The sequence below is a fragment of the Edaphobacter sp. FHG110511_03 genome, from assembly GCF_059115365.1.
In genome coordinates this window covers 609057-633640 of record NZ_JBZYWL010000003.1, presented here as the reverse complement: position 1 = coordinate 633640, position 24584 = coordinate 609057, and the positions used below count along the sequence as shown (strand labels likewise).

At 59.1% G+C, this 24584-nt stretch carries 21 protein-coding genes; 12 read left to right on the top strand and 9 right to left on the bottom strand.

Annotated elements, in window-relative coordinates:
- Positions 1-9: 9 nt before the first annotated feature.
- The 10 genes from leuC (at position 10) to AC5S26_RS16020 (ending at position 13151) form a co-directional block, all read left to right on the top strand.
- The gene (gene leuC, locus AC5S26_RS16065; RefSeq protein ID WP_494185916.1) at positions 10-1446 is read left to right on the top strand and encodes a 3-isopropylmalate dehydratase large subunit; all 1437 of its coding nucleotides are present in this window, start codon (positions 10-12) and stop codon (positions 1444-1446) included.
- Positions 1446-2078 carry a 3-isopropylmalate dehydratase small subunit gene (gene leuD, locus AC5S26_RS16060; RefSeq protein WP_494185915.1) on the top strand — a complete coding sequence of 211 codons (633 nt, stop codon included), beginning with the start codon at positions 1446-1448 and terminating at the stop codon, positions 2076-2078. Before leuC ends, leuD begins: the two co-directional genes overlap by 1 nt.
- A 70-nt stretch (positions 2079-2148) precedes the next feature.
- Positions 2149-3849, top strand: coding sequence for a dihydroxy-acid dehydratase (gene ilvD, locus AC5S26_RS16055; protein ID WP_494185914.1), 1701 nt, complete (start codon positions 2149-2151; stop codon positions 3847-3849).
- 278 nt (positions 3850-4127) lie between these two features.
- On the top strand, positions 4128-5903 hold the full coding sequence (gene ilvB, locus AC5S26_RS16050) for a biosynthetic-type acetolactate synthase large subunit (RefSeq protein ID WP_494185913.1): 1776 nt from the start codon (positions 4128-4130) through the stop codon (positions 5901-5903).
- The gene (locus tag AC5S26_RS16045) at positions 5904-6716 is read left to right on the top strand and encodes a hypothetical protein (protein WP_494185912.1); all 813 of its coding nucleotides are present in this window, start codon (positions 5904-5906) and stop codon (positions 6714-6716) included.
- Positions 6698-7315: an acetolactate synthase small subunit gene (gene ilvN / locus AC5S26_RS16040; RefSeq protein ID WP_494185911.1), complete on the top strand. Its 618-nt coding sequence runs from the start codon at positions 6698-6700 to the stop codon at positions 7313-7315. The genes AC5S26_RS16045 and ilvN overlap by 19 nt, the downstream gene beginning before the upstream one ends.
- Positions 7316-7360: 45 nt before the next feature.
- The gene (gene ilvC / locus AC5S26_RS16035) at positions 7361-8386 is read left to right on the top strand and encodes a ketol-acid reductoisomerase (protein WP_494185910.1); all 1026 of its coding nucleotides are present in this window, start codon (positions 7361-7363) and stop codon (positions 8384-8386) included.
- An 88-nt stretch (positions 8387-8474) separates the two neighbouring features.
- The gene (locus tag AC5S26_RS16030; protein ID WP_494185909.1) at positions 8475-9902 is read left to right on the top strand and encodes an MFS transporter; all 1428 of its coding nucleotides are present in this window, start codon (positions 8475-8477) and stop codon (positions 9900-9902) included.
- 50 nt (positions 9903-9952) lie between these two features.
- Positions 9953-11476 (top strand): sulfatase family protein, encoded by a 1524-nt coding sequence (locus AC5S26_RS16025; RefSeq protein ID WP_494185908.1) that lies wholly within the window; start codon positions 9953-9955, stop codon positions 11474-11476.
- A gap of 178 nt (positions 11477-11654) precedes the next feature.
- Complete coding sequence (locus AC5S26_RS16020) at positions 11655-13151, top strand: sensor histidine kinase (RefSeq protein ID WP_494185907.1); 1497 nt, start codon at positions 11655-11657, stop codon at positions 13149-13151.
- A 24-nt stretch (positions 13152-13175) separates the two neighbouring features.
- Here the strand turns inward: AC5S26_RS16020 and AC5S26_RS16015 are convergent, their stop codons facing one another.
- The 8 genes from AC5S26_RS16015 to AC5S26_RS15980 form a co-directional block, all read right to left on the bottom strand.
- On the bottom strand, positions 13176-14684 hold the full coding sequence (locus tag AC5S26_RS16015) for a pyridoxal phosphate-dependent decarboxylase family protein (RefSeq protein WP_494185906.1): 1509 nt from the start codon (positions 14682-14684) through the stop codon (positions 13176-13178).
- Positions 14685-14810: 126 nt separating this feature from the next.
- A complete protein-coding gene (locus AC5S26_RS16010; protein WP_494185905.1) occupies positions 14811-15095 on the bottom strand; it encodes a DUF427 domain-containing protein in 285 nt (94 codons plus the stop codon).
- 141 nt (positions 15096-15236) lie between these two features.
- Positions 15237-15656 carry a DUF4760 domain-containing protein gene (locus AC5S26_RS16005; protein ID WP_494185904.1) on the bottom strand — a complete coding sequence of 140 codons (420 nt, stop codon included), beginning with the start codon at positions 15654-15656 and terminating at the stop codon, positions 15237-15239.
- Between the two features lie 28 nt (positions 15657-15684).
- Positions 15685-18531, bottom strand: a complete 2847-nt coding sequence (gene topA / locus AC5S26_RS16000) for a type I DNA topoisomerase (RefSeq protein ID WP_494185903.1) — start codon at positions 18529-18531, stop codon at positions 15685-15687.
- 295 nt (positions 18532-18826) lie between these two features.
- Complete coding sequence (gene dprA / locus AC5S26_RS15995) at positions 18827-20017, bottom strand: DNA-processing protein DprA (RefSeq protein WP_494185902.1); 1191 nt, start codon at positions 20015-20017, stop codon at positions 18827-18829.
- Between the two features lie 20 nt (positions 20018-20037).
- Positions 20038-21147, bottom strand: coding sequence for a mannonate dehydratase (locus AC5S26_RS15990; RefSeq protein WP_494185901.1), 1110 nt, complete (start codon positions 21145-21147; stop codon positions 20038-20040).
- A gap of 14 nt (positions 21148-21161) precedes the next feature.
- Positions 21162-21935, bottom strand: a complete 774-nt coding sequence (locus tag AC5S26_RS15985) for a hypothetical protein (protein ID WP_494185900.1) — start codon at positions 21933-21935, stop codon at positions 21162-21164.
- Between the two features lie 65 nt (positions 21936-22000).
- Positions 22001-22192 carry a DUF3565 domain-containing protein gene (locus tag AC5S26_RS15980; protein WP_494185899.1) on the bottom strand — a complete coding sequence of 64 codons (192 nt, stop codon included), beginning with the start codon at positions 22190-22192 and terminating at the stop codon, positions 22001-22003.
- Positions 22193-22227: 35 nt separating this feature from the next.
- On the opposite strand from AC5S26_RS15980, the gene AC5S26_RS15975 reads away from it, so the two are divergent.
- Complete coding sequence (locus AC5S26_RS15975; RefSeq protein WP_494185898.1) at positions 22228-23088, top strand: menaquinone biosynthetic enzyme MqnA/MqnD family protein; 861 nt, start codon at positions 22228-22230, stop codon at positions 23086-23088.
- Positions 23089-23157: 69 nt separating this feature from the next.
- Positions 23158-23883: a YqaA family protein gene (locus AC5S26_RS15970; RefSeq protein WP_494185897.1), complete on the top strand. Its 726-nt coding sequence runs from the start codon at positions 23158-23160 to the stop codon at positions 23881-23883.
- Here the strand turns inward: AC5S26_RS15970 and AC5S26_RS15965 are convergent.
- Positions 23880-24578, bottom strand: a complete 699-nt coding sequence (locus AC5S26_RS15965) for a DUF2306 domain-containing protein (protein WP_494185896.1) — start codon at positions 24576-24578, stop codon at positions 23880-23882. The two genes, AC5S26_RS15970 and AC5S26_RS15965, sit on opposite strands and share 4 nt — an antisense overlap.
- Between the last annotated feature and the right edge of the window lie 6 nt (positions 24579-24584).

Genomic DNA, 24584 nt, shown 5'->3' with positions numbered 1-24584 from the left:
AAGAACGATATGAGCAAAGCACCGAAAACCTTGTTCGAAAAAGTATGGCAGCAACACATTGTCGCAGAGCCCGAAGGCGAGCCTTCGATCCTCTACATCGACCTGCACCTTGTCCATGAGGTCACCAGCCCGCAGGCCTTCGAGGGTCTGCGCCTGGCAGGGCGCAAGCTGCGCCGCCCCGATCGCCATATCGCCACGGTGGACCACAACGTCCCCACTACCAGCGCCTATGACCGCCTTCACATCGTCGACCAGATCGCAGCCACCCAGGTGAACGCGCTACGCAAGAACTGCGCCGACTTCGGCGTCGAGTTCTTTGATGTGCAGGATGCCTCGCAAGGCATCGTCCACATGATCGGGCCGGAGCTGGGCGCGACCAAGCCGGGCATGACCATCGTCTGCGGCGACTCGCACACGTCGACGCACGGAGCCTTCGGAGCCCTGGCCTTCGGTATCGGCACCAGCGAGGTCGAGCACGTCATGGCTACGCAGACTCTGCCGCAGTCTAAGCCGAAGACCTTTCGGATCACCGTCGATGGCGAGCTTCCCTTCGGCGTCACCGCCAAGGACATCATCCTCGACATCATCGGCAAGATTGGCACCGATGGCGCAACTGGCTATGCCGTCGAGTATGCAGGCTCGGCCATCCGCGCACTCTCGATGGAAGGCCGCATGACCATCTGCAACATGAGCATCGAGGCAGGTGCGCGCGCCGGCATGATCGCTCCCGACGAGACCACCTTTGCCTACCTGATGGGCCGCCGCTTCTCGCCGCAGGGAGCAGCCTGGGATGAGGCCGTCGCGCACTGGAAGACGTTGCCCACCGAAGAAGGCGCAACCTTCGACCGCGAACTCCACATCGACGCAGCCACGCTCGCTCCTGCAGTCACATGGGGAACCTCACCCGGCATGCACGCCACCATTGATGGCAAAGTTCCCCTGCTTGCTGACGCGAAGACCGAGGCTGATCGCAAGAGCTTCGAGCGTGCCTACGAGTACATGGGACTGAAACCCGGCACTCCGATGGAAGAGATCAAGATCGACACGGTCTTCCTGGGCTCCTGCACCAACGGCCGCATCGAAGACCTGCGCGCTGCAGCCGCAGTCGTCAAAGGTCACCACATCGCGACAAAGATCCGCGCCATGGTGGTTCCTGGGTCGCAGGCGGTCAAGCGCCAGGCAGAAGAAGAAGGCCTCGACAAAATCTTCAAGACTGCGGGATTCGAGTGGCGCGAGCCCGGCTGCTCCATGTGCCTTGGCATGAACCCCGACATCCTGCAGCCCGAAGAACGTTGCGCCTCCACCAGCAATCGCAACTTCGAGGGACGCCAGGGACGCGGTGGACGCACGCACCTGGTCTCGCCCGAGATGGCAGCAGCAGCAGCCATCACCGGTCACTTCACAGACATCCGCAAGTGGAAGCAGACGGAAGGAGCCCCACGCTAATGGAACCGATCAACATCCTCACCTCGAAGGCCGCGCCGCTGCCGTTTCCGAACATCGACACCGACCAGATCATCCCGAAGCAGTTCCTCAAGCGCATCGAGCGCACCGGCTACGGCGAGTTCCTCTTCTTCGACTGGCGCTACGATCTTTCGACGCCCGATCACGTCGAGGAGCGCAAGGATTTCGTGCTCAACAAGCTCGAGCATAAGGGGGCCGAGATTCTTATCGCCGAGAAGAACTTCGGCTGCGGCAGCTCGCGAGAGCACGCCGCTTGGGCCATCAACCAGTACGGCTTCCGCGCCGTGATCGCGCCCAGCTTCGCCGACATCTTCTTTTCGAACGCAGGCAAGAACGGCATCATCCTCGCGCGTCTGACGGAAGACGAGGTGAAGACGCTGCTGGAGCGTTCAACCGCCAACCCTGAGCACAAGATCACCATCAACCTCGAAGCCCAGACCGTCACCGATGAACTTGGCTTCAACGCGCACTTCGACATCGACCCTTTCCGCAAGTACTGCCTACTGAACGGACTCGACGACATTGGCCTGACGCTGCGCCATGAAAAGAAACTCGACAGCTTCGAATCGAAACACAACAAGGACTTCTGGTCCTTACCGAAAAACGCCGCCTGATAACGTCGTCATTTCTGAGCAGCATTTCTCCAGCCGCGCCGCAACAACTTAGAGAGGAAGTAAAGAGCAAGTGAGCAACGAACTCGATCCGGCAAAGAAGAACTCCATTGTCCTCACCGAAGGTCCTAATCGCGCGGCTGCGCGCTCCTACTTCCGCAGCGTCGGCTTCACCAAGGAAGATCTGCACAAGCCCATCATCGGTATCGCCAATACCTGGACTGAGGTCGGCCCCTGCAACTTCCATCTCCGCCAGGTAGCCGAGGCCGTGAAGCAGGGTGTGCGCGAGGCGGGCGGAACACCGATGGAGTTCAACACCATCACCGTCCACGATGGCATCACCATGGGTACGCAGGGCATGAAGGCCTCGCTGATCTCGCGCGAGGTGATCGCCGACTCCATCGAGCTGGTCACTCGCGCCAACTCCTTCGACGGTCTGATCTGCATCGCCGGATGCGATAAGAACATGCCAGCCGCCATCATGGCGCTCGGCCGCCTCGACATTCCCGGCCTGATGCTCTATGGCGGCTCCATCGCGCCCGGCAAGTTGCCTCAGCCCGACGGCACGGTCAAAGAGATCACAGTCCTGCAGGTCTTCGAGGCCATTGGCTCGCACGCCGCAGGCAAGATTACCGATGACGAGTTAGAAGCCGTCGAAGCTGCCGCCTGCCCCGGCCCCGGAGCCTGCGGTGGCCAGTTCACCGCCAATACCATGGCCATGGCCGGAGAGTTCCTCGGCATCTCGCCCATCGAGATTACGGGTGTCCCCGCCATGTCACCGGAGAAGGCTCGCGCCTCGCGCGAAGCCGGACGTCTTGTGATGGACCTCGCCCGCAGGGATCTTCGCCCGTCGAAGATCGTCACCCGCAAGACCATCGAGGACGCTTATGCCGCGGCGTGCGCCAGTGGAGGCTCGACCAACGTCGTACTTCACCTTCTTGCCATCGCGCGCGAGTTCAACATTCCCTTTACCATCGACGACTTCAACGCGATCAGTGATCGCACGCCGCATATCTGCGACCTTTCGCCTGGTGGCAAGTACGCCGCGAAGGACTACCAGGATGCGGGCGGTTCCCGTCTCCTTGCGAAGCGTCTTCTCGATGCAGGCCTGATCGACGGCGGCCAGATCACCGTCACTGGCAAAACGCTGGCCGAAGAGGCCGCCCACGCCGTCGAGACACCCAACCAGCCCGTCATCTATCCGATCGACAAGCCACTCAAGCCCACCGGCGGCCTCGTCATCCTCAAAGGAAACCTCGCTCCTGAAGGCTGTGTTGTGAAGGTCGCGGGCCACGAGCGTGTGCTGCACACGGGTATTGCTCGTGTCTTCAACTCCGAGGATGATTGCTTCGCCGCCGTCGAGGCTGGAAAGATCAATCCCAACGACGTCTGCGTTATTCGCTACGAAGGCCCTCGCGGAGGCCCCGGAATGCGCGAGATGCTCGCGGTCACCGCAGCCATCAAGGGCATCCCGGAGCTCTCGGAGACCGTCGCGCTTCTCACCGACGGACGCTTCTCCGGAGCCACGCGCGGCCTGATGGTCGGCCACATCGCTCCCGAAGCCTTTATGGGCGGCCCTATCGCCGCCGTGCACGAAGGAGACACCATCACCTTCGACATCAAGAAGCGAGAGCTGCGGCTTGAGGTTCCTGCAGAAGACGTTGCAAAACGTTTGAAGGAAGTGAAGCAGCCAGAGCCGCGTTTCAAGCGTGGAGTCTTTGCGAAGTATGCCAACAGTGTAAGCAGCGCGAGTGAAGGGGCAGTTACTACTTAATCATTGAGGCTACTACGTGAGCAAATTCGAAATAGGCTTTGCCATTGTTGGTCTCGTAGCTTTTACAGGGTTGATGATCTCGATGATCATCAACCCAATAAGAGATGCTGAGTCGACCTATCCCACTGGCTCTCCTTTTCGACATAGAGTGTTGAGTCGTTTGCGTACTGACGGCGGTGCCAGAATCGAAGCAAGTATTGCTGGAGTAATTGGATTTCTGGCCATTTTGAGAATTTTTGTTCCGATCATTCACAGTTTTCTAAAGAGGTAAGTAGCTTATGACAGAGAAGAACCAGCATCCCACCTTAACCGGAGCCGAGATCCTATGGGCCACGCTTGTAGGCGAAGGGGTCACCACGGTCTTCGGCTACCCCGGCGGAGCCATCCTCCCCGCCTACGATGCTCTGCGCAAATTCCCTATCCACCACGTCCTCACGCGGCATGAGCAGGGTGCCTCGCACATGGCCGATGGCTATGCGCGTGCCTCGGGTAAGGTCGGCGTCGCCATCGCCACCTCGGGCCCTGGCGCGACCAACCTTGTCACCGGAATCGCTACGGCGATGCTCGACTCCATCCCGATCGTCTGCATCACCGGGCAGGTCTCCTCCAAAGTCCTCGGCTCCGATGCCTTTCAGGAGGTCGACATCACCGGCATCACACTGCCGATCACCAAGCACAACTTCGTCGCCACGCGCGCCGAAGACATCGCCCCGATGATCCGCGAAGCCTTCCAGATCGCTGCCTCCGGCCGCCCAGGCCCCGTGCTGGTCGACATCACCAAGGATGCCCAGCAGGGCACCGCGCTCTTCAACTTCGACGAAGCCGCACCCGCCACCTTCCGCCCTCATCCCATGCTGCGTGCCGAATCCGCCGAGATGCACCGCGCGATCGAGCTGATGCGGGCCTCGACGAAGCCTGTCATCCTCGCCGGTCACGGCATCATCCACTCCGGCGCCGAACGCGAGGTTCTGGCCTTCGCCGAGCGCTACCAGATTCCTGTCGCCACTACGCTGCTCGGCCTCGGAGCCTTCCCTGCCTCGCATCCGCTGGCATTGGGCATGATGGGGATGCACGGCGAATCGTGGGTCAACCACGCCATCCAGCAGGCAGACCTTCTGCTCGCATTCGGGATGCGTTTCGACGATCGCGTGACCGGCAACCTTACCAGCTACGCCCCCAATGCAAAGAAGATTCATATCGAGATCGACCCCAGCGAGATCAACAAAAACGTCAAGGTGGACGTCGCGTTGATTGGCGACCTGAAAGAGGTTCTTCGCACGATGGAGCCCCTCATCCACGACAAGAACTACCTTGCCGAAGCGAGTGCGAATAACAACACCAAGGACTGGATGCGCGAGATCCGTTCCATGAAGGGCGATGCCACTGTACGCGACATCATCAACCTGCCCGACAACGGTCACCTCTACGCTGCGCACGTCATCAACGACATCTGGCAGGAGGCCAAGGCTGCGGGCCGCCTCGACAAGACCATCATCGCCACCGACGTAGGCCAGCACCAGATGTGGGAGGCGCAGTACTTCAAGCACGAGGACACGCGCACGCTCATCACCTCAGGTGGCCTCGGCACCATGGGATACGCTCTGCCCGCAGCCATCGGCGCCAAGATCGCACGGCCCGACTGCGACGTCTGGTGCATCGCCGGGGATGGAGGCTTCCAGATGACCGCCTCGGAACTCTCCACCATCCAGCAGGAGAACCTCCACATCAACGTCGCCGTCATCAACAACGGCTTCCTCGGCATGGTGCGCCAGTGGCAGGAGGCCTTCTATGACAAGAACTACGCCTGCTCGCCTATCCTTTCGCCTGACTTCGTCAAGCTCGCCGACGCTCATGGCATCCCCGGCGCGCACGTCACTGAGCGTAAAGATGTGACACCCACAGTCGCCAAGGCACGCACCTCTCCAACAGCCTTCGTCATCAACTTTGCAGTTGAGAAAGAAGATGGCGTTTACCCGATGATTGCTCCCGGAGCTGCACTTCACGAGATGGTCCGCCGCCCCAACCCGCTGATCGAAACCGCAGAGGACGAGTAGATGCTTTTCGCTCGCTTCTCCGCGATGTCCCTGTTGTGCGGCACGACTTGGCTCACTTCGGCCGCCGTCGCACAGCAGACTGGGCCCTTTACGAGCCTTGCCGATCTGCGGAAAAATGCAGCGCGATTTGAAAACAGGACAGTCACCATTCGATCCCATTTTTCCCAGGGCAACGGTACTCCGGTGATCTTTGACAACGACCGCACAACAGTCTTGCCCATTCAATGGAGCAATCAGATTCGTGATACACCGCAATACCGGGAATTGATCAAAGCCACTGAGAAGGATTGGCTCGTATTCACAGGCCATCTTGATGGCGGGATAAATTTCGTCATCCATGACGGCCAGTTCGATAACACGCCGCACGTAACGATCAAGGTCATCAACGCCAGAACCAATAAGCCCGTCACAGATGAACGCCTGAACGTGGCTCTCCGTGAAGACCAGATCGGTTCCGTCGCCTTGCCTACTGATACAGATGGCATCATCGACGTGACCACAGGCAATGCCACTGTCATTCGTATTCTCTCGAACATGTACGGGGACTGCCGCTCAAGGGGTGAACTCTACACCAACTATTCCATCGCGGAGATTCACCAGAATGGAATTACAACCGGGAATCTCTGCAGTAATGCAAGGCCGCAGGCAAAGCCGGGCGAACTGATTCTCTACGAAATTCCAAAGACATTCATTCCGTCGTATCCAAAACCACCCTTGCCATCCACACCGCCAGTGCCGGTATCTCCTGAGAGTTTTCTCGCACCTGCTTCCTACACCATTTCCTCTGAGGTCAAATGCTCCACACCTTCGTAGCTCTCGTAGACGACAAACCCGGCGTCCTCACCCGGGTCGCCTCGCTCTTTCGCCGTCTCAACGTCAACATCGTTTCGCTCACCGTCGGCGAGAGCGAGCGCGAGGGCATCTCGCGCATGACCATTGTCTGCGACGCGCCCGAGCACGCTGCCGACCGCATCCGCGCTTCGCTCTATAAGCTCGAGATCACCCGCGACGTCGACGAGCTGGGCCGCAGTGAAGCCGTCATCCGCGAGCTCTGCCTCATCAAGGTCGCTGCCGGTCCCAATTCGCCGCACGGCCAGCACTCGCGCTCGCAGATCTTCGAGCTCGCAAATGTCTTTCGTGCCCGAGTCGTCGACCTCGCGCCAGAATCCATCATGCTCGAGATGACCGGAGCCGCCAGCAAGATCGAAGGCCTGCTGCAGGTGCTGCGCGAATCCAGCTTCGAGGTTCTTGAGGTCTCGCGTACCGGCCGCATGGCTATGCGTCGCGGCCATCACACCAGCCGCGTCCTCAAAGCTCTCGGCACCAAGACAACCGAAGAGACTCCCATCGCCTTTCCCGAACGCCCAGAGGCAGACGATCTTCCTAACCAGTTCGCCGAAGACGAAGCTTAGCTCCCTCCATTTACGATTAACGAAATAAAGAAAAGGAAAACAGAAATGGCAAAGACTTACCACGATCAAGACGCAGACCTCTCCCTCATCCAGGCGAAAAAAGTCGGCATCATCGGCTACGGCTCGCAGGGCCACGCGCACGCGCTCAACCTCAAGGACTCCGGCGTCGAGGTCCGCGTAGGCCTTCGCCCCGACTCGCCCAACGCCGAACGTGCACGCAAAGCCGGCCTTCAGGTCGACACCGTCGCCAACGTCTCCAAGTGGGCGGACGTCATCATGAACCTCACCCCTGACCAGACTGCGGCAAAGGTTCACAAGGCCGAGGTTGAACCCAACCTCGCTCCCGGCAAGACCCTGATGTTCGCGCACGGCTTCAACATCCGCTTCGGCACCATCCTTCCTCCAGCAGGCGTCGATGTCTCGCTCGTCGCCCCCAAGGCTCCCGGCCATCGCGTCCGCGAGGTCTTCACCGAAGGCGGCGGCGTACCTGGCCTGGTTGCTGTCGAGCAGAACGCCTCAGGCAAGGCGCTCGAGCTCGCCCTGAGCTATGCAAAGGGCATCGGCTGCACCCGCGCCGGAGTTCTCGAGACAACCTTCACCGAGGAGACTGAGACCGATCTCTTCGGCGAGCAGGCTGTCCTCTGCGGAGGCACCGCTGCTCTCGTCAAGGCAGGGTTCGAAGTTCTCACCGAGGCAGGCTACCAGCCTGAGCTCGCCTACTTCGAGGTTCTTCATGAGCTCAAGCTCATCGTCGACCTGATGTATCGCGGCGGCCTTGCCTACATGCGTCACTCCATCTCCGACACCGCGGAGTGGGGCGACTATGTCGCCGGACCACGCATCGTCACACCCGAGACGAAGAAGGCCATGAAGAAGCTGCTCGAGGAGATTCAGAACGGTTCCTTCGCCAAGAAGTTCATCGAAGAGAACGAGACCGGTCGCCACGAGTTCGCGCGCATCCGCCAGGAAGAAGCTGCACACGGCATCGAGAAGGTCGGCGCCGAGCTTCGTAAGGCTATGCCTTTCCTTGATCCGGTCAAGGTCGAAAACGGAGCAGTCGTCAAAGCATAAGTTGGGTTGTCTTTCTGAGGCCCGGCTCCTGAGCCGGGCCTCTTTGCGTCACTCGACTGTGAAATTCACTCGACTATAAAAAGGACCAATGAAGAGCCCTCGCTCGCCTCTCTACGTCACTACGCTCATCGCCGGCGCCTTCTTTATGGAGAACCTCGACGGCACCATCATCGCTACTGCATTGCCGCAGATGGCGAAGAGCTTCGGTGTGGGAGCGGTCCGGCTCAACATAGGCATGACGGCCTACCTGATTACCCTCGCCGTCTTCATCCCGATCAGCGGTTGGGTAGCAGATCGATTCGGCGCCCGCACCATCTTCGCCTCCGCCATCGGAATCTTTACCTTTGCCTCTCTTCTCTGCGCCGCCGCTCCTACTCTCACTGCCTTTACGCTCACGCGGATCCTGCAAGGTATTGGCGGCTCCATGATGGTGCCCGTGGGGCGCCTAATCGTCCTGCGTTCTACTCCAAAAGACAGGATCGCCCAGGCGATTGCCTATATCAGTTGGCCCGGACTCGCCGCTCTGGTCATCGGACCTCCTGTCGGCGGCTTTATCACGACTTATTTCTCCTGGCACTGGATCTTTCTACTCAATCTGCCCATCGGCATCCTTGCACTCGTTCTAACGATTCTCTGGATTGAGAACACGCGATCCGACGAGAAGCATCCGCTCGATTGGCTGACCTTCTTCTTCGCCGGCCTTGCCTCAACCGGCGTAGTGTTCGCGCTAGAGACGCTTGGCGCCGGAGACAGCCGCTGGACGACAGCGGTCGCCGTCCTTCTACTCAGTCTCTTCAGCGGATACCTGGCGGTCGTCACCGCGCGTCGCAATCCTGTCTCGCTCATCGATCTGGAATCCATGCGGCTGAAGTCGTATCGATTGAGTGTCTACAGTGCAAGCCTCTTTCGTATCGCCGTCGGTGTCCTTCCCTTTCTGCTTCCGCTGATGTTTCAGGTCGCCTTCGGCCTCAGCGCCTTCAAGTCCGGCCTCTATCTGCTCGCTCTCTTCGGTGGCGACTTCAGTATGAAGTCGATCGTGCTGCCCGTCCTTCGCCGCTTCGGCTTCCGTCGGCTACTCATCTTCAACGGACTGATCGTCGCCGTCTCCGTCGCGCTCTGCGCTACCTTCACGCCCCACACGCATCCTGCACTGATCTCGGCGATCCTCTTCTTTCACGGAGCCGCTCGCTCACTCGAGTTCACCTGCATGACGACCCTGGCCTACGCCGAGATCCCCTCTGAGCGAATGTCCCGAGCCAATGGCTTCTTGTCCGCCGTCATGCAGCTCTCCATGGGTATGGGAGTAGCTGTCGGTGCTGTCATGCTTCGCCTCGTGGCGAGGGCCAGCGGGCACCTCCCCGCAAATCCGCACATCAGCGACTTTCATATCGCGATCCTCTGCACATCGGTTCTTGCCCTGGCTCCCGCTATCGAAGCGATCGGCCTTCCCCGCAACGCAGGCGCAATGACCAGCGGCCACTACTCCGATCCCGACCTGGAGTTTCCCGTTTCCTAGCTCACGGAAACATGCAAGGAACTGCAATCCATCGCGTACCATAGTGTGCGATGAACCGAAGACAGTTTCTCCAGACGATAAGCGCAGTCACCGCTACAGGACTGCTTGGCGCTGCGAAGCCCTCCTCCTATCCAAATATCGTCTTCATCTACGCCGACGATGTCGGCTACGGCGACATCGGATGCTATGGCGCAGAATCGGTCAAGACTCCTAACCTTGACTCCCTCGCGAAGGAGGGTCTTCGCTTCACCGATGCGCACGCCACTTCGGCGACGTGCACGCCTTCGCGTTACTCCCTCATGACGGGTCAATACGCCTGGCGTAAACCGGGCACAGGCATCCTTCCCGGCGACGCCGCTCTGATCATCGATACCAAACAACTCACGTTACCGGGCGTGCTCAAGCGGAGCGGTTACAAGACCGGAATCGTTGGGAAGTGGCATCTCGGATTAGGGAATGGAAATCTCGACTGGAATACTGAGATCAAACCTGGCCCGCTCGAGGTTGGCTTCGACTACTCCTTCATCATTCCCGCTACACCAGATCGAGTTCCCTGCGTCTTCGTGGAAGATCATCGCGTTGTCAATGCCAACGCTTCCGATCCCATTCACGTCAGCTACAAAGCACCCTTCCCCGGCGAGACAACAGGGCGCAACAATCCTGAGCTACTCAAGATGAAACCCAGCCACGGACACGACATGGCTATCGTCGATGGCGTCAGCCGCATCGGCTACATGGAGGGAGGCAAATCCGCACTTTGGGTCGATGAAGATATCGTCGATGTGCTTTCAGCGAAGGCGATCCACTTTATTGAGCAGAACAAGCAACAGCCATTCTTCCTCTACTACCCCGTGCAGGATATTCACGTGCCTCGCCTTCCCAACAAACGCTTTCAGGGAAAGACCACGATGGGCCCGCGCGGAGACGCCATTGCGGAGCTCGACTGGAGCGTCGGCCAGATCCTGGATACTCTCAAAAAGAATGGCCTCGAAAAAAATACACTCGTTATCTTTTCGAGCGATAACGGTCCGGTTGTAGACGACGGCTACCAGGATCAGGCCGTGGAAAAATTAGGTACCCATAAACCAGCAGGAATTTATCGCGGTGGAAAATACAGCAACTTCGATGGAGGAACCCGCGTTCCGTTCATCGCGAAATGGCTGGACCACATAAAGCCGGGCACCACATCAAACGCCCTGATCGATCAGGTGGATCTTCTCGCGACCTTCGCTTCGCTTACCGGGCAACCGATCGCAAGTCAGGATGCACCGGACAGCATGAACGTGCTGCCCGCGTTCCTTGGCATGTCTATCCACGGTCGAGACACTCTCGTTGAAGAAGCCGGAGCGCTCTCCCTTGTTGAAAAAGATTGGAAGCTGATTCGTAGCAGCAAGAATCCGGCATACGACGAAAACACCAAAACGGAGTTGGGAAATGCTCCTCAGCCGCAGCTCTACGATAGAAAGCTTGACCCTTCAGAAAAACATGACGTTGCCGCACAAAATCCTAAACAGGTCCAGCGCATGCTCGCCCAACTGAGTCGGATCGAATCGAGCGGTCGCAGCAGGCCCTAAATTCTTTTCATCGTCTGGGTTAGGAGCGGCATCCCATGGATGCCGCGTTTCTTTTCGTCACAAACACAACGAATTCCTCACGAGCTCTGCTCCATTCCCCTTTACAAACCTGTCACAATGGAACAAGAGTCGCCGGTTCCTGTTTTTCCTGCCCACGACGGCAGAAGGAGATTCGCTCATGGCCGCCCCCAGCAGTTACGAAGCCATACTTCCCCAGCAGCTCGGGCTCCAGGTTTTCACCGCTCCCCCTCCGCACCCGACGCCGCAGGCAGAGATCATTGCAGCATTACGCACCATCTCCGCACTCGACGGTCTTACCGAAGAAGAGTATCGCTGGTTCGCGACTCATGGCACGGAGCGAGTTGGGGAAGATGGCGCAATGGTCTTCACCGAAGGCAGTCCTTGCGATCGGATGATCTTCATCCTCAAGGGCGAGGTCCATGTACGCCGTCATAACGCCGGCCCCATGGCGTTGTGGATTGGGCGCGCCGGTCAGATGACCGCAAAACTTCCCTTCTCTCGCATGAAGGTCTATGGAGGCGAGGCCTATCTGGTCGGTTCAGGATGGGCGCTCGAGATTCACGAATCTCTCTTCCCCGAGATGCTTGCAGCGATTCCCTCCATGGCTCAACGCTGTGTGTCTACGATGATGGATCGCGTTCGCGAAGTCACGCGCATGGAACAACAGGCAGAAAAGCTCGCTGCTCTCGGCAAGCTTGCAGCCAATCTCGCGCACGAGCTCAACAACCCGGCCTCCGCCGCGCAGCGTTCGGCGTCCAGCCTCTTCTCCGAACTGCGCCAATACGGAGATCAGAAATATCGGCTTGGCAACCTCTGCCTCTCCGATACGCTCACCTCGCAGTATCGTTCCTGGGTGGCACGCACGCGCTCCATCCTCGCGGAACAGGAAGCCTCCAATGGAGGCTCGTCTGATGCTCTCGCCATCAGCGATCGTGAGGTCGATCTGCTCACCTGGCTCGAGACGCACAACATTCCCAATCCATGGGCTATTGCACCTTCGCTGGCTGAGACTGGCATCGCCTCGACTCAACTCGACGAACTGGCCGGCCTTGTCACCTCCGAGGCGCTTCCGGTCGCCGTCGCTACCTTCGCCAGCTCGCTACGCGTGGAGCGTATGGCCGAGACGGTAGTGAACTCAACCGTGCGTATCTTCGATCTCATCCGGGCGATCAAGGACTACTCCTACATGGATCAGGCGCCGATCCAGGACATCGATCTGGCGCAATCGCTGGAGAACACCCTGGCCATGTTCAAATCGCGCCTGCAGCATGTCTCGGTCGTAACGGATTTCGATCCGACTCTTCCTCCCGTCGCCGGTTACGGGCGAGAGCTCAACCAGGTATGGACCGCGCTGATTGAAAATGCACTCGACGCGATGAACGATCGCGGAACGCTGAAGGTCTGTACCCGGCAGCAGGGAAGGATGGCTTTCATCGAGGTGTGGGATACAGGTCCCGGTATCGAGCCGGAGCTCAAGAGCCGCATCTTCGAACCCTTCTACACCACCAAGGCCCCTGGTCGCGGGCTCGGCCTCGGGCTCGATACGGCGCAACGTATCCTCGAGCGTCACACGGGCTACATTCAAGTCGAATCGAAACCTGGAACGACCTGCTTCCAAGTCCGCCTCCCCCTGGAGCAGGCTCAGGCTTACTGATCGCAGAAGGCGGCGTCCGCGCAACTAGCTTTGCGCGGCGCTGCCTGTCTTCCCAACTCCATCCCGCCCAATTCGCGTCACTGCCTCTACCAACAGATCGAAATCACTTCGTCGCGAACGGTGATTCGAGATCGCTACACGAATCGCGAACCGGCCCTCCAGCATGGTTCCGGAAGGCACCGCAATCCCGCTCTCCTGCAGCCGCATCAGGATCTCCTTGTTCTCAGCGTCGCTGGCACCCGCATAACGAAAACAGACGATATTCAAAGGAGCCTCCGCCGCCAGCTCCAGCTCGGGAGATGCCCCCACCAGAGACGCCAGGTATCGTGCCTGATCGACATTCTGCTCGATCGCAGCGGTGATCGCTTCCACTCCCTGCGACTTTAGGCTCATCCATGCTTTCAACGCCCGGAATCCTCGCGACAGTTCAACGCCGCGGTCTGCAAACCGAAGCCCGCCAGCAGCCGGTCCTCTCTCCATCCCGGACAGATAGCTGGCCCCGGTGGCAAAGGCAGCCTGGTGCGCCTGTGCATCGCGCACCAGCACGCAGCCAATGTCATAGGGCATGTAGCCCCATTTATGCAGGTCGAACGCCAGCGAATCCGCTCGCTCGATTCCCTGCACCATCGGGCGTAATCTCTCTGACCAGTACGCTGGCGCGCCAAATGCCCCATCCACGTGGAACCATAGGTCTTCCTGCACGCACAGATCCGCAATGGCAGAAAGATCATCCGTGGCCCCCGTATTCACGGTACCGGCCGTTGCCACAACGCAAACCGGCCTGAGACCGGCAGCTCGGTCCGAAACAATCGCCTCTCGCAACTCATCCACTTTCATGGAGTATCCGGCATCTACGCCAACGGCATGTAGAGCCACGCGCCCCATTCCCATCAGCTCCATCGCCTTCTTCAGCCAGCTATGCGCCTCGCTGGAGCAGTACACCCGCAGCTCTGGCCCGCCACGAACCCCTTCGGCCCGCACATCGAAGCCCGCCTTTACATAACGTCCCACCGCCAGCCCGATCAGGTTCGCCATGGTGCCGCCGCTCATCAACAGTCCGCTTGTTCCGGCAGGCATTCCCATCAGCTCTGCCATCCACCGGATCACCTGCTCCTCCACCATCGTCGCGGAGTCATCGAATCCACCCACATTCGGATTCATCCCGGCAGCCAGCATCTCCGCCAGCACTCCCTCCGGAGTTCCGCTCCCCATCACCCATCCCCAGAAGCGAGGATGCGTATTGCCGATTCCGTACGGCAGTACGTTTTTCACAAAGCTCTCGTAGACAGTTGAAGCGCCTTCACCCTGGCGGGGAATCGGTTCCTTCTCGATCGCCTGCCGCAGGTCTGAAGGAATCGGTTGCCACGCTGGCTGTTCCCGCCTGCCCTGGAGGTAGTTGAAGATCTCGTCCACCATCCGGTGCCCAAGAGTGCGCAGGCTGGACCACTCCGCATCCGTTCCAGGATCAAGCGTCTTTTTCGCTTCATTCAGACGAACACTGTCGTCGTCATTCTCTGTCAAAGTCTGGCTCATAGACCTTAACAATAATCTTCAGCGGGGTTTTGTCAGATCTCATGCAGAAAAAGTCACGACGACAATCGTCGATCTCAAACGATCGGCTCGCTCGCTGGACGCAGTCCCGCGGAAATAAGAGGGAGGCTACTTCGTTACTTCGACGCCGCGCCAGAAAGCTATATGATGCTTCACGTTACGAGCCGCAGGCTTGGGATCGGGGTAATACCACGCAGCGTCCTGATTCTCCTGGCCGTCCACAAGAATCGTGTAATAGCGCGCCTGACCCTTCCAGGGGCAGCTCGACGTCGTTGAGCTCGGCCTGAGAAACTCTCGTTTTACCGACTCATCGGGAAAGTAAATGTTGCCTTCCACCGTCTCGTAGGTCTCGCTCTCAGCCAGCACCTGACCATTCCAAACTGCCTTCGCCATAGTCTGCAACCCGTCTTTTCAATAATTTACAGCAAAGCCGCCCAGGCAACTTCAGGCGGCGCACATACATCAGTCGCCATAGACTACTTTAGTAGTTGTAACAGAAACGATGCAAAAAAGGAAAAGCGGTATACCGGCAGTCTATGCCTTTGTCAGCCCTAAAGATCGTAGAAAGCCCTCATGAAGCTTCGCCGCGGCCGGATACTTTTCGATCACGGCGGTTGTTTGCCGCATGAAAGGATTGCCTGACTGCTTTTCACTCTCCACATGAAAATGGTGGAATTTTGCGTAGATCAGGATGCCTTCGCCGTTCGAATCCAGGAAAAGATCCGCATCGAGTGCCCCGCGCAGCACCAGCGAGGCAGCCATCTCCCAATACCCGATTGCCTGCCTCCACGCGGCGTTATGTTGCGAGCCCACATCGCGTGAGACCGCTCTTAGCTCTTCCAGCGTCTTTGGCTGAAAATCGAAGACCATAAAGCGACGCGACTTTCTCAGTGTCTCCTCGCGTCGCATCTCGTAAAGCTTCAGTACCAGCTCCGCATCAGCCGCAGTTGCCATCTACTCTCCAGACTATCTTCGAATCGTATCAGGCCGCTGCGCCTTCCGGATTCAATACCGGTTCGCCAACCTTCTTCTCGTAGCTGCATGGTGGCGCTGTGGGAGCCTCTTCTTCCGCGCCCTTCTTCTTCCGGCGTTTCGGCAGGGCCTCGTGGTTGTTCGGACATACCCAGAAGGTTCCCTTGTCGTTGGACACCTCCAACAGATAGGCGCTCTCGCACTTCGGACACGTCTCATTGATCAGCTTCTGGTTCGAGGCGAAGTCGCACTTCGGATAGTTCACGCAGCCGTAGAAGACATCTCCGCGCTTGGTCTTCCTGGCGGCGATATCTCCACCGTCCTTCGGGCACTTCACATCCAGCAGCTCCTGCTTGATGTATTTGCACTTCGGATATCCGCTGCAGCTGACGAACTCGCCGTACTGTCCATGCCGCAACAGCAATGGCTTACCGCACTTCGGGCAGCTCTCCTCCAGTTGCACCGGGGGCTTCTGCTGCACTTTCTGGCTCAGCTTGCGGATCGTCTTGCACGGCGGATCCTCGTTGTACCCAGGACACGCCATAAACGGCCCCCAGGGTCCGTTGCGCAGCACCATCACGCGGCCGCAGTTGTCGCAGAACTCCTCCTCTGCAACTTCATCGGCTCCCGGGGCGCTTAGATCCGGCTTCGCTGCATAGTTCTCTTTGGTGAAATCGCAGCTGAAGGTCTCCACCACTACCTTCTTGCCCTTACACTGAGCTTCGTTGATCGCGGCGGCAAGCTCCTTCGTATCCGCAGCCTCACGACTGAAGTCAGTGACATCTTCCGTCACCGCCTTCACCGTCATCGGGAAGGTGAAAGCGGACGTGATCTTCTTTGCTACCGCCTTGGGATCCTTCTTCCATGGACCCGCTGCAACATTCATCGGCTTCGACTTGGTGAAGTTCGAGCAGGAGAAGAAGCTGCCGAACTTGCCCCACTTCAAAATCAGCGGAGAGCCGCACTTGTCGCAGACCTCGGTGGTCGGCTCCTCCATCCGTTTGATGTCTTCCATGCTCTTCTCGGCGACCTTGAGTTCTTTTTCAAAGTGGTCGTAAAAGCCGTTGAGCAGATCTGTCCAGCGCTCCTGGCCATCTTCCACGGCATCCAGCTCGCCCTCAAGCGTCGCCGTGTACTGCGTATCGAAGATGTACGGGAAGTTCTTCACCAGCAGCTTGGTGACGACGATCCCGATCTCGGTCGGCACAAACCGCCCCGTGATCTTTTTCACATAGTCGCGATCCTGAATTGTATTAATGATGGACGCATACGTCGAAGGACGGCCAATGCCCTTCTCCTCCAGCGTCTTCACCAGGCTGGCCTCGTTATAGCGCGGCGGCGGCTGCGTGAACTTCTGCTGCGGATCGAGCTTCTCGAGCTTCAGAGCCTCACCTGCCGTCAACTCCGGGAGCCTGCGGTCAGCATCCTCCTCGCCATCAGCCTCCACATCATTCTGCTGCGCCAGTCGCTCTACCTTCGCGGCCTTCTCCTTCGCCGACTGACGAACCCGCTTCTCTTCCTCCTCAAACTTCAGGTGCCCGTCGAACTTCAGCACGCTGCCGGTGACCCTGAAGTCATAGGTCAGCTTCGCCTTCGCCTCGATCTCCACCGTCGTCTGATCAAAGATCGCAGGCGTCATCTGGCTGGCGACAAAGCGCTGCCAGATCAGCTTGTACAGTCGGTACTGCTCATCGGAGAGGTATCGCCGAATCGAGTCCGGGGTAAATTTCACCGAAGTCGGACGAATCGCCTCGTGCGCGTCCTGGGCCTGCACCTGTTTCTTACCGACATACTCATTCGGTTTGGCTGGAAGATACTGATTCCCCAGCTTACCGATAAACTCTCGCGCCTCGGTGATGGCATCCGGACTTACACGCGTTGAATCGGTACGCATGTAGGTAATAAGACCGACCGTACCCTCGGATCCAATCTCAACGCCCTCATACAGACGCTGTGCCACGCCCATGGTGCGGCGCACATTGAAACCCAGCCGCCCAGCGGCATCCTGCTGCAGCTTGCTCGTCGTGTACGGTGCCTTGGGGTTGTTTCGGCGTTCTTTCTTCTCGACCGACTGTACATTCCACTTCGCGGTCTTGAGCTCACCGACAACCTCGTCCACGGCATCCTGATCCGGAAGGGCGTTGGCGAGAAACTGCTCCTTGCCGTCCGCGTCCACTCCGTTGGCCACACGGGAAGGCACGCCGTTCACTCCCACGAATCGCGCCGTGAATCCCTGCTTGCCTGCTCCCGGCAGAAGATCGGCGTCGATCGTCCAGTACTCCACCGCCTTGAACTCGTTGATCTCCTGCTCCCGCTCGACGATCAGACGGAGCGCCACTGTCTGCACTCGCCCCGCACTCAGTCCGCGCCGAACCTTGTCCCACAGCAGCGGTGAAATCTGATAGCCCACCAGCCGGTCCAGTACACGGCGAGTCTGCTGCGCGTCCACCAGGTTCTCGTCCACATCCCGCGCATGTTCAAATGCGGCTCTTACCGCCTTCTGGGTGATCTCATTAAACGTCACCCGGCGGACCATCTTCTTGTTCTTCACCACCGGCGTCAGCTGCATCGAAAGATGCGCCGCAATCGCCTCGCCTTCGCGATCCGGGTCAGGCGCCAGGTACACTGCATCGGCCTTCGCCGCCAGCTTCTTCAGGCGGTCGACGACCTTCTCCTTGCCAGGAGAGATGATCAGCGTCGGCTCGAAGGTCCTCTTCTTCAGCTCCACACCAATATCGTTTTTGGGCAGGTCCATGATGTGGCCAATCGAGGCCTCCACCACGTAGTCGCTGCCGAGATATTTCCCGATCGTCTTCGCCTTCGCCGGCGACTCTACGATCACGAGTGACTTAGCCATTCGTTCCCTTCATTCACCAGAACGTCCCGCCGTAGCCGGAGGTTCCATCTTTTCTTCACTTCTTCTCTGTCTTATCTTGCGAGGATTCCCTTGCGAACCTAACACGGTTCGCCGGATACGTCATCCTCCCGCAATTCCCAACAGACGAAGACAGTGCCAAAACGTTACTACCTCGAACCGGCTCAACGGACGCACAGCATTTCGTGCTCCGATACGACAAACCAATGCACCACAGTTAGTTAGCAGGGGGTAAGAAAGATTTTTTCCACTGCTCGCCTGCCCTTCCCGGACCAGCTCACATCGTCCGGATATAGTTCTTTCCCGGAAGCTGCCTTACGCGCCCTGCCAGTTCCAGCTCAAACAGCGCGGTAAAGATCTCTGCCGATCCAAGCTCGCCATCCAGGTTCTCGATCAGCTCATCCAGCTGCGTCGTCTCATCCTGTCTCAGACGCTCGAGAACCATTCGCTCATGATCGGAAAGCCGCGTTTCGGTAAATAAAGATGCGGATCCACCGTCTTTCGATTCACTACTGCTTGTAACCCCAATTTCTTCTTCAAGTTGCAGACGAATCTCGGAAGCCAGGTCCTCCCAGACATCCTCCCAGGTCGCCGTAAGCTTCGCGCCCTGCTTGATCAGCGTATTCGGTCCCCAGGCGTTCTTGTTCGTCACATTCCCGGGAACCGCGTAGACATCGCGATTCTGTTCCATTGCCAGCCGCGCCGTGATCCGGGTCCCGCTATGCTCCGCTGCTTCAATCACCAGAACTCCCACGCTCATCCCGCTCAGAATGCGGTTGCGGATCGGAAAGTTCTGCGGAGCCGGAAACGTTCCCAGTGGATACTCGCTCACAATCGTCCCTCCACTCTCGACGATCTGCTCGGCCAGCCGCTTATTCTCCTTCGGGTAAATTACGTCGATTCCAGTACCCCACACCGCAACCGTCTTGCCGCGTGCCTCCAGCGCCCCCTTGTGAGCCGCCGTGTCCACCCCGCGAGCCATCCCGCTTAATATAGTTAGCCTTCGAGCCGCCAGGTCGCGCGACAGCATCTCGGCCATCCCAGCTCCATAGGGCGAAGGATGACGCGTTCCCACCACCGCAATGCCTGGGCGCGAAAGCAGCCGAGCATCGCCGCGAATCCACAGCACCGCCGGAGGATCGTAGATCTCGCGCAGCCTCTCCGGGTATGCCTTCTCAACCGGCGTCAGAATCGTTCCACCACTCTGCGTCACGCGAGTCCACTCATCCTCCGCTGCCGCCCTTGCCTTGCCCTCAGAGACAAACTGCGCAGAGTGCGCGGGCATTCCCAGCCCCTCCAACTCGGTCAGCGAAGCCTCGAAGAGCCGCTCCGGCTCCTCAAGCTGCCGCATCACCCTCCACGTCCGCGTCGCCCCCATGGCCGGCGTCAGCACCAGCGCCAGCCATGCCAGTTGCGCCTCCGCCCGTACTCCCTCGGTCGCTCTCTCTTCCTGCTGGCCCAACTTCAATTCGTTCCTCTTCCTAGTCGCTACGCCTGCGACTGCACAACCTGGATCAATCCGCGAATATATCCATAACAGTAAGCGAACGACTGCAGCCCCTGCGGATCGCTCTCGGCTACAGGAACATGATCCGGCATCAGCATATAGGGGTAGCCGACCTCCCTGTAGACCTGGATCGCCTTCCACAGATCCACATCGCCCTCGTCCGGATACACCTCGACAAAGTCATTCCGATGGCCGCGGATATTCCTGAAGTGAACGTTGAAGATCTTCTTCCGCGTGCCGAAGTAACGAATCACGTCGAAGATCTCGGTTCCCGGATCGGCGAGCATCTCCGACACCGTCCCCTGGCAGAAGTTCAGGCCGTGATACTCACTCTCCCGGATCGAAATAAACTTCTTCAAACCATCCACGGTCCCCAGCACCCGATCCACACCCTGGTAGCCCTCTGGCGGAACCCCAGGGTCCTGTGGATGGCATGCCATGCGGATCTTGTTCTCGTTCGCCACCGGAATCATTCGGTCGAGAAAATACGTGATCCTCTCCCAGAAAGCATCCGCATCCACGTGTCCCGCAATCGTCAGCGGAGTCTTCGGCTTCGCCTCCGCAAGCTTCCATTGGCTGTAGCTCGCGTCGCCGCGTCCCGGTACTCTGCCCGACCGCAGCACGCCAAGAATGCTCATGTTGTACTTGATCGAAGGCAGCCCCACCTGGGCGCAGTTGCGGATCAAGATCTGTAACTGCTCGATATCGCGGTCGCGCTCCGGGCTCTTCGCCAGCATGATCGCCGGGTGCTTCTCCCGGTCGATATAGCTCGACTCCAGGATCGGCGGCCCGACACAGACGATCTCGATTCCGTTCTTCTCCGCCAGCTCCTTCATCCGACTCAGCTCGTCCACCGTGGAGGCGATCCGACCCTCCGAAGTCTGCGGATACCCGCAGATATGCTTTACCCCATACCGTGCCAGGTACTTCAAATGAGCATCGGTCGTCGGCGCGCTCTGGCAACCGAGCTTCATCATCGCCTTCGGCATCTTCGCTGGCTTTGGCGCAGCAGCCGCTGGCGACCCCTTAGCTCCCGAACCTAGCACAAGCGCCGTTGCGCCCGTTGTAGAAAGAAATCTTCGACGATCCATCACTCCTCTTTCCCTCACGCTCGACTCCATTTCCTTGCCAACACCCCGCTCAGCACAAACGAAGCTCCACTCATCGCCAGAGCGACAAACGCGCTCGTCCACTCGCTCCCATCATGCCGAGCCCTCGCAACCCTCGGTACGTGCAGCAGCAGCACCCACAGCAGAAACATCAGTCCCAGCATGGCTCCTGCCCATCCGGCCTGCACCTTCGTCATCAGGCTCACCGCCGCGAGCAGGAAGGCAAATCCTATCCATTTCGCCAACAACATGTGCCAGGGAATCCACGCCGGGATCAGCACCGCCACATTCGGCGTATAGATCAGGTGCAGCCCTCCAAAGACCGCCAGCGCGACCGTGAACATCCAGCGTCCCAGCCCCACCAGCCGTAGCTCCGATTCTCTCCCTTCGCGAACCACCCCCGGCAGCGTACCCCCGATCACCAGAGCGGCTCCTCCCATCGCCACCAACTCAAAAAGGCTCACCCACGGCCGTGGATATCTCGGTACCTTGAGCAGCCATGGCAGATAGATCACCAGCCCGCGCACGAGCGCCCCAAATCCAAGCAGGTTCGCCGCCAGCCGTCCGTACCATTGCCGAACCAGGCACACTGCAATTGCCATCATCCCGATGCCCACCAACACAGCAAGGCCACGCTCGCCTTGCGTCCACGGGGGGCCAGCCGACGGAACCAGAAACCTGTTTCCGCTCGCTGACGCCAGGCACTGCATCCCAAAGAAAAAGATCGCCACGGCATACAGCAGCCGGCCAACCCGGATCAGTCCATCCATTGCGTCAGCTCCTCGCACACGCCAAGAATCCTACAACCCCATTCGGCTCAGTCCTAACAGAAACTTCACGGCTCTTCGTCACATCGGCGGCATTCAAGCTCGATACCGATCCGCGACGCCCGCCCCGATTCGGTCGTCACCCACTCGCGAACCGTCCACGGAGGATCGTGCCGGACATGCTGCCCATGCCCGCACTCCAGCTCGGCGACCCAGTGGTTCTCCTCATCCTTATGGAAGCCGATGATCGCACGCCGCATCCTCTGTCTCCTCGCGCATCTTCTACACTAGATCTTTGGGCACTTCATTCCATCCCGTTCGCGTAGCCGCCATCAACTTCCTCAATCCGGCTCCTCTCATGTGGGACTTCGAGCACCCTCCGCTCGCCGCCTCGCTCGCCGAACGCTATCAGCTCCACTACACCCTTCCTTCCCTCTGCGCCGACGAGCTCCTTGCGGGCCGCGCCGACCTCGGCCTCATCCCCATCGCCTCGCTGACCCCAGAGCTCGCCGTCGTTCCCGGGTGCACCATCGCCTCCCTCGATCGCGTCCGCTCCATCCAGCTCATCGTCAAAGGAAATCGTCCTCTCGAAGACGTCCGCACCGTTGCCGCCGACAATGCCTCCCGCAGCTCGCGCGCCTACGCCGAGATTCTCTTCCGCAACTTCCTCCACACCGAGCCGCAATTCCTGACCGCATCCGCGGATCCCATTGCGATGCTCCAGAACGCGGATGCAGCCCTCCTCATCGGCGATCCCGCTCTGCTCGCCCTCGAATCCCGCCAGCAGATCGAAGCCGTCGTCGGCCCCTGTCAGTGGATCGACCTCGCCCACGAATGGCTCACCCGCACCGGACTTCCGTGGGTTGCGGCAGTCTGGGCTGTCCGGCCCGAGGCGCTCGCCGCAAGCCACCTCACGTCCCCTCAGCTCACCGACGACCTCACCGGCTCCCGCGACCACGGCCTCGCCCACATCGACGACCTCGTCCGCGAGTGGACTCCGCGAATCGCGATCCCGTCCGAGACCATCCATCATTACCTTTCGGTTAACATCCACTACACCCTGACCCCGGATTGCATTCGCACCATCGAGCTCTTCCGCAGCTACGCCTCTGAGTCCGGTATACTGCCCCCTCTTCCCAGCCTCCGCTTCCTCTAAATCGCGCTGGAGTATAGTTTTTCCGTAACTCACCGCGACTCTGCACCATCCCTGAGCGTCATATCCTGTATGACTACCACGGCTGCCACTTCGATCGTGGCTGACTACGCGGCCCGCGCCGCGCTCAAGGTCGTGGCTCCTCACACGCACCGCTCTCCTCTCCTGCACTTCCTCTTCACCTTCGGCCCATTCGGCCTTTTCCTGGTCTCCATCATCGATTCGTCGTTCGTACCCCTGCCGATCCCCGGTATCACCGACATCATGCTTGTCCTTATGGCCGCCCGGCACGCGAACTGGTTCGTGCTCGTCCTTGTGGCCTCCGTCGGCTCCGCGATCGGCGGCTATCTGAGCTATCGTGTCGGACAGTCCGGTGGAATGGCGTTCCTTGAAAAACGCGTCCCCCCACGAATCTTTAAACTCGTCCGGGAGTGGATGGAGCATCACGCCATCCTGGCTGTCGCAATCCCCGCACTCCTTCCCCCGCCTATGCCCCTGTCTCCCTTTGTCCTTGCAGCTGGGGCCCTGAAGATGTCGAAGCGCAAATTCCTCTGGGCCTTCATCCTCAGCCGTACGGCCCGCCACTTCATCGCAGTCGGGCTCGGCCTCTATTACGGCAGGCACATCCTTCGCCTTTGGAATCAACTCTCAGAGAAGTATGCGACCACACTTCTTATCGTCACCTGGAGCGTCATCCTCGTAAGCTGCGCCATTGCCTTCTGGCAGCTCTACAAGGCTTCGAAGACCGTCGGAAGCTCACACGATCTTGCCCCGGATGTAACAGCAGCTGGAAGCTAGGCCGCGCTCGTGCTCCGGAGCTTCGGCGCGAACTTCCGTTTGTAGTAGACCGTCGTCGCAGCCACAGCCGGGACTCCAAGGATCGAGGGCCACAGCCACAGGTACCACGTATTCCCCAGTATCTGGCCGAGTGTCACTACGCTGAAGGCCGACCACGCCGCAATATAGCTGCCGATGAAGTTCCCCAGGTGCCCGTACCACCAGAACATCTTTTCTTTCGGTTTGTAGACAAACGAGATCATCTGCCGCATCGCCGCGCTAATCCCGATCAACCCAAAGATGACCCCAACGGTAGGAATTACTTCAACCGACGCTGGCCTGAACGCACTAAGCCAGACCAGCAGAGCGCTCGCCGCAAAAGTAACGACTCCGGCAGTCCAGTCAATCGGCTTCGCGTCTCCTTCACGGGACAGGTCTTTCAACCTCAGCACGCGATATCCCGCAAACGCCATATAAAAGCTGAAGACCGCCACCAGGGCCAGGAATCTCACCGGAAAGAAGAACGCCATCGGCACTGCCGTCGCAGCAACAGCCCCCATCGACCACAGATATACTTTTCCCCAGCGTTTATGCTGCTTTCCGCCCTTGGCCGTCGCTAATGCGACCGGCGCCAGCAGAAACGACATCGTCCCTGCCGCGATATGGATCGCCAGAAACACCTTCACCCACAGGGGATCGTGAATATGTCCGTTCATCTCTCC

What these genes read in the sequence shown, in the direction of transcription:
- leuC (WP_494185916.1), top strand. Translation starts at nt 10, where the DNA reads ATGAGCAAAGCACCGAAAACCTTGTTCGAAAAAGTATGGCAGCAACAC.
- leuD (WP_494185915.1), top strand. Translation starts at nt 1,446, where the DNA reads ATGGAACCGATCAACATCCTCACCTCGAAGGCCGCGCCGCTGCCGTTT.
- ilvB (WP_494185913.1), top strand. Translation starts at nt 4,128, where the DNA reads ATGACAGAGAAGAACCAGCATCCCACCTTAACCGGAGCCGAGATCCTA.
- AC5S26_RS16045 (WP_494185912.1), top strand. Translation starts at nt 5,904, where the DNA reads ATGCTTTTCGCTCGCTTCTCCGCGATGTCCCTGTTGTGCGGCACGACT.
- ilvN (WP_494185911.1), top strand. Translation starts at nt 6,698, where the DNA reads ATGCTCCACACCTTCGTAGCTCTCGTAGACGACAAACCCGGCGTCCTC.
- ilvC (WP_494185910.1), top strand. Translation starts at nt 7,361, where the DNA reads ATGGCAAAGACTTACCACGATCAAGACGCAGACCTCTCCCTCATCCAG.
- AC5S26_RS16030 (WP_494185909.1), top strand. Translation starts at nt 8,475, where the DNA reads ATGAAGAGCCCTCGCTCGCCTCTCTACGTCACTACGCTCATCGCCGGC.
- AC5S26_RS16025 (WP_494185908.1), top strand. Translation starts at nt 9,953, where the DNA reads ATGAACCGAAGACAGTTTCTCCAGACGATAAGCGCAGTCACCGCTACA.
- AC5S26_RS16020 (WP_494185907.1), top strand. Translation starts at nt 11,655, where the DNA reads ATGGCCGCCCCCAGCAGTTACGAAGCCATACTTCCCCAGCAGCTCGGG.
- AC5S26_RS16015 (WP_494185906.1), bottom strand. Translation starts at nt 14,684, where the DNA reads ATGAGCCAGACTTTGACAGAGAATGACGACGACAGTGTTCGTCTGAAT.
- AC5S26_RS16010 (WP_494185905.1), bottom strand. Translation starts at nt 15,095, where the DNA reads ATGGCGAAGGCAGTTTGGAATGGTCAGGTGCTGGCTGAGAGCGAGACC.
- AC5S26_RS16005 (WP_494185904.1), bottom strand. Translation starts at nt 15,656, where the DNA reads ATGGCAACTGCGGCTGATGCGGAGCTGGTACTGAAGCTTTACGAGATG.
- topA (WP_494185903.1), bottom strand. Translation starts at nt 18,531, where the DNA reads ATGGCTAAGTCACTCGTGATCGTAGAGTCGCCGGCGAAGGCGAAGACG.
- AC5S26_RS15990 (WP_494185901.1), bottom strand. Translation starts at nt 21,147, where the DNA reads ATGGATCGTCGAAGATTTCTTTCTACAACGGGCGCAACGGCGCTTGTG.
- AC5S26_RS15985 (WP_494185900.1), bottom strand. Translation starts at nt 21,935, where the DNA reads ATGGATGGACTGATCCGGGTTGGCCGGCTGCTGTATGCCGTGGCGATC.
- AC5S26_RS15980 (WP_494185899.1), bottom strand. Translation starts at nt 22,192, where the DNA reads ATGCGGCGTGCGATCATCGGCTTCCATAAGGATGAGGAGAACCACTGG.
- AC5S26_RS15970 (WP_494185897.1), top strand. Translation starts at nt 23,158, where the DNA reads ATGACTACCACGGCTGCCACTTCGATCGTGGCTGACTACGCGGCCCGC.
- AC5S26_RS15965 (WP_494185896.1), bottom strand. Translation starts at nt 24,578, where the DNA reads ATGAACGGACATATTCACGATCCCCTGTGGGTGAAGGTGTTTCTGGCG.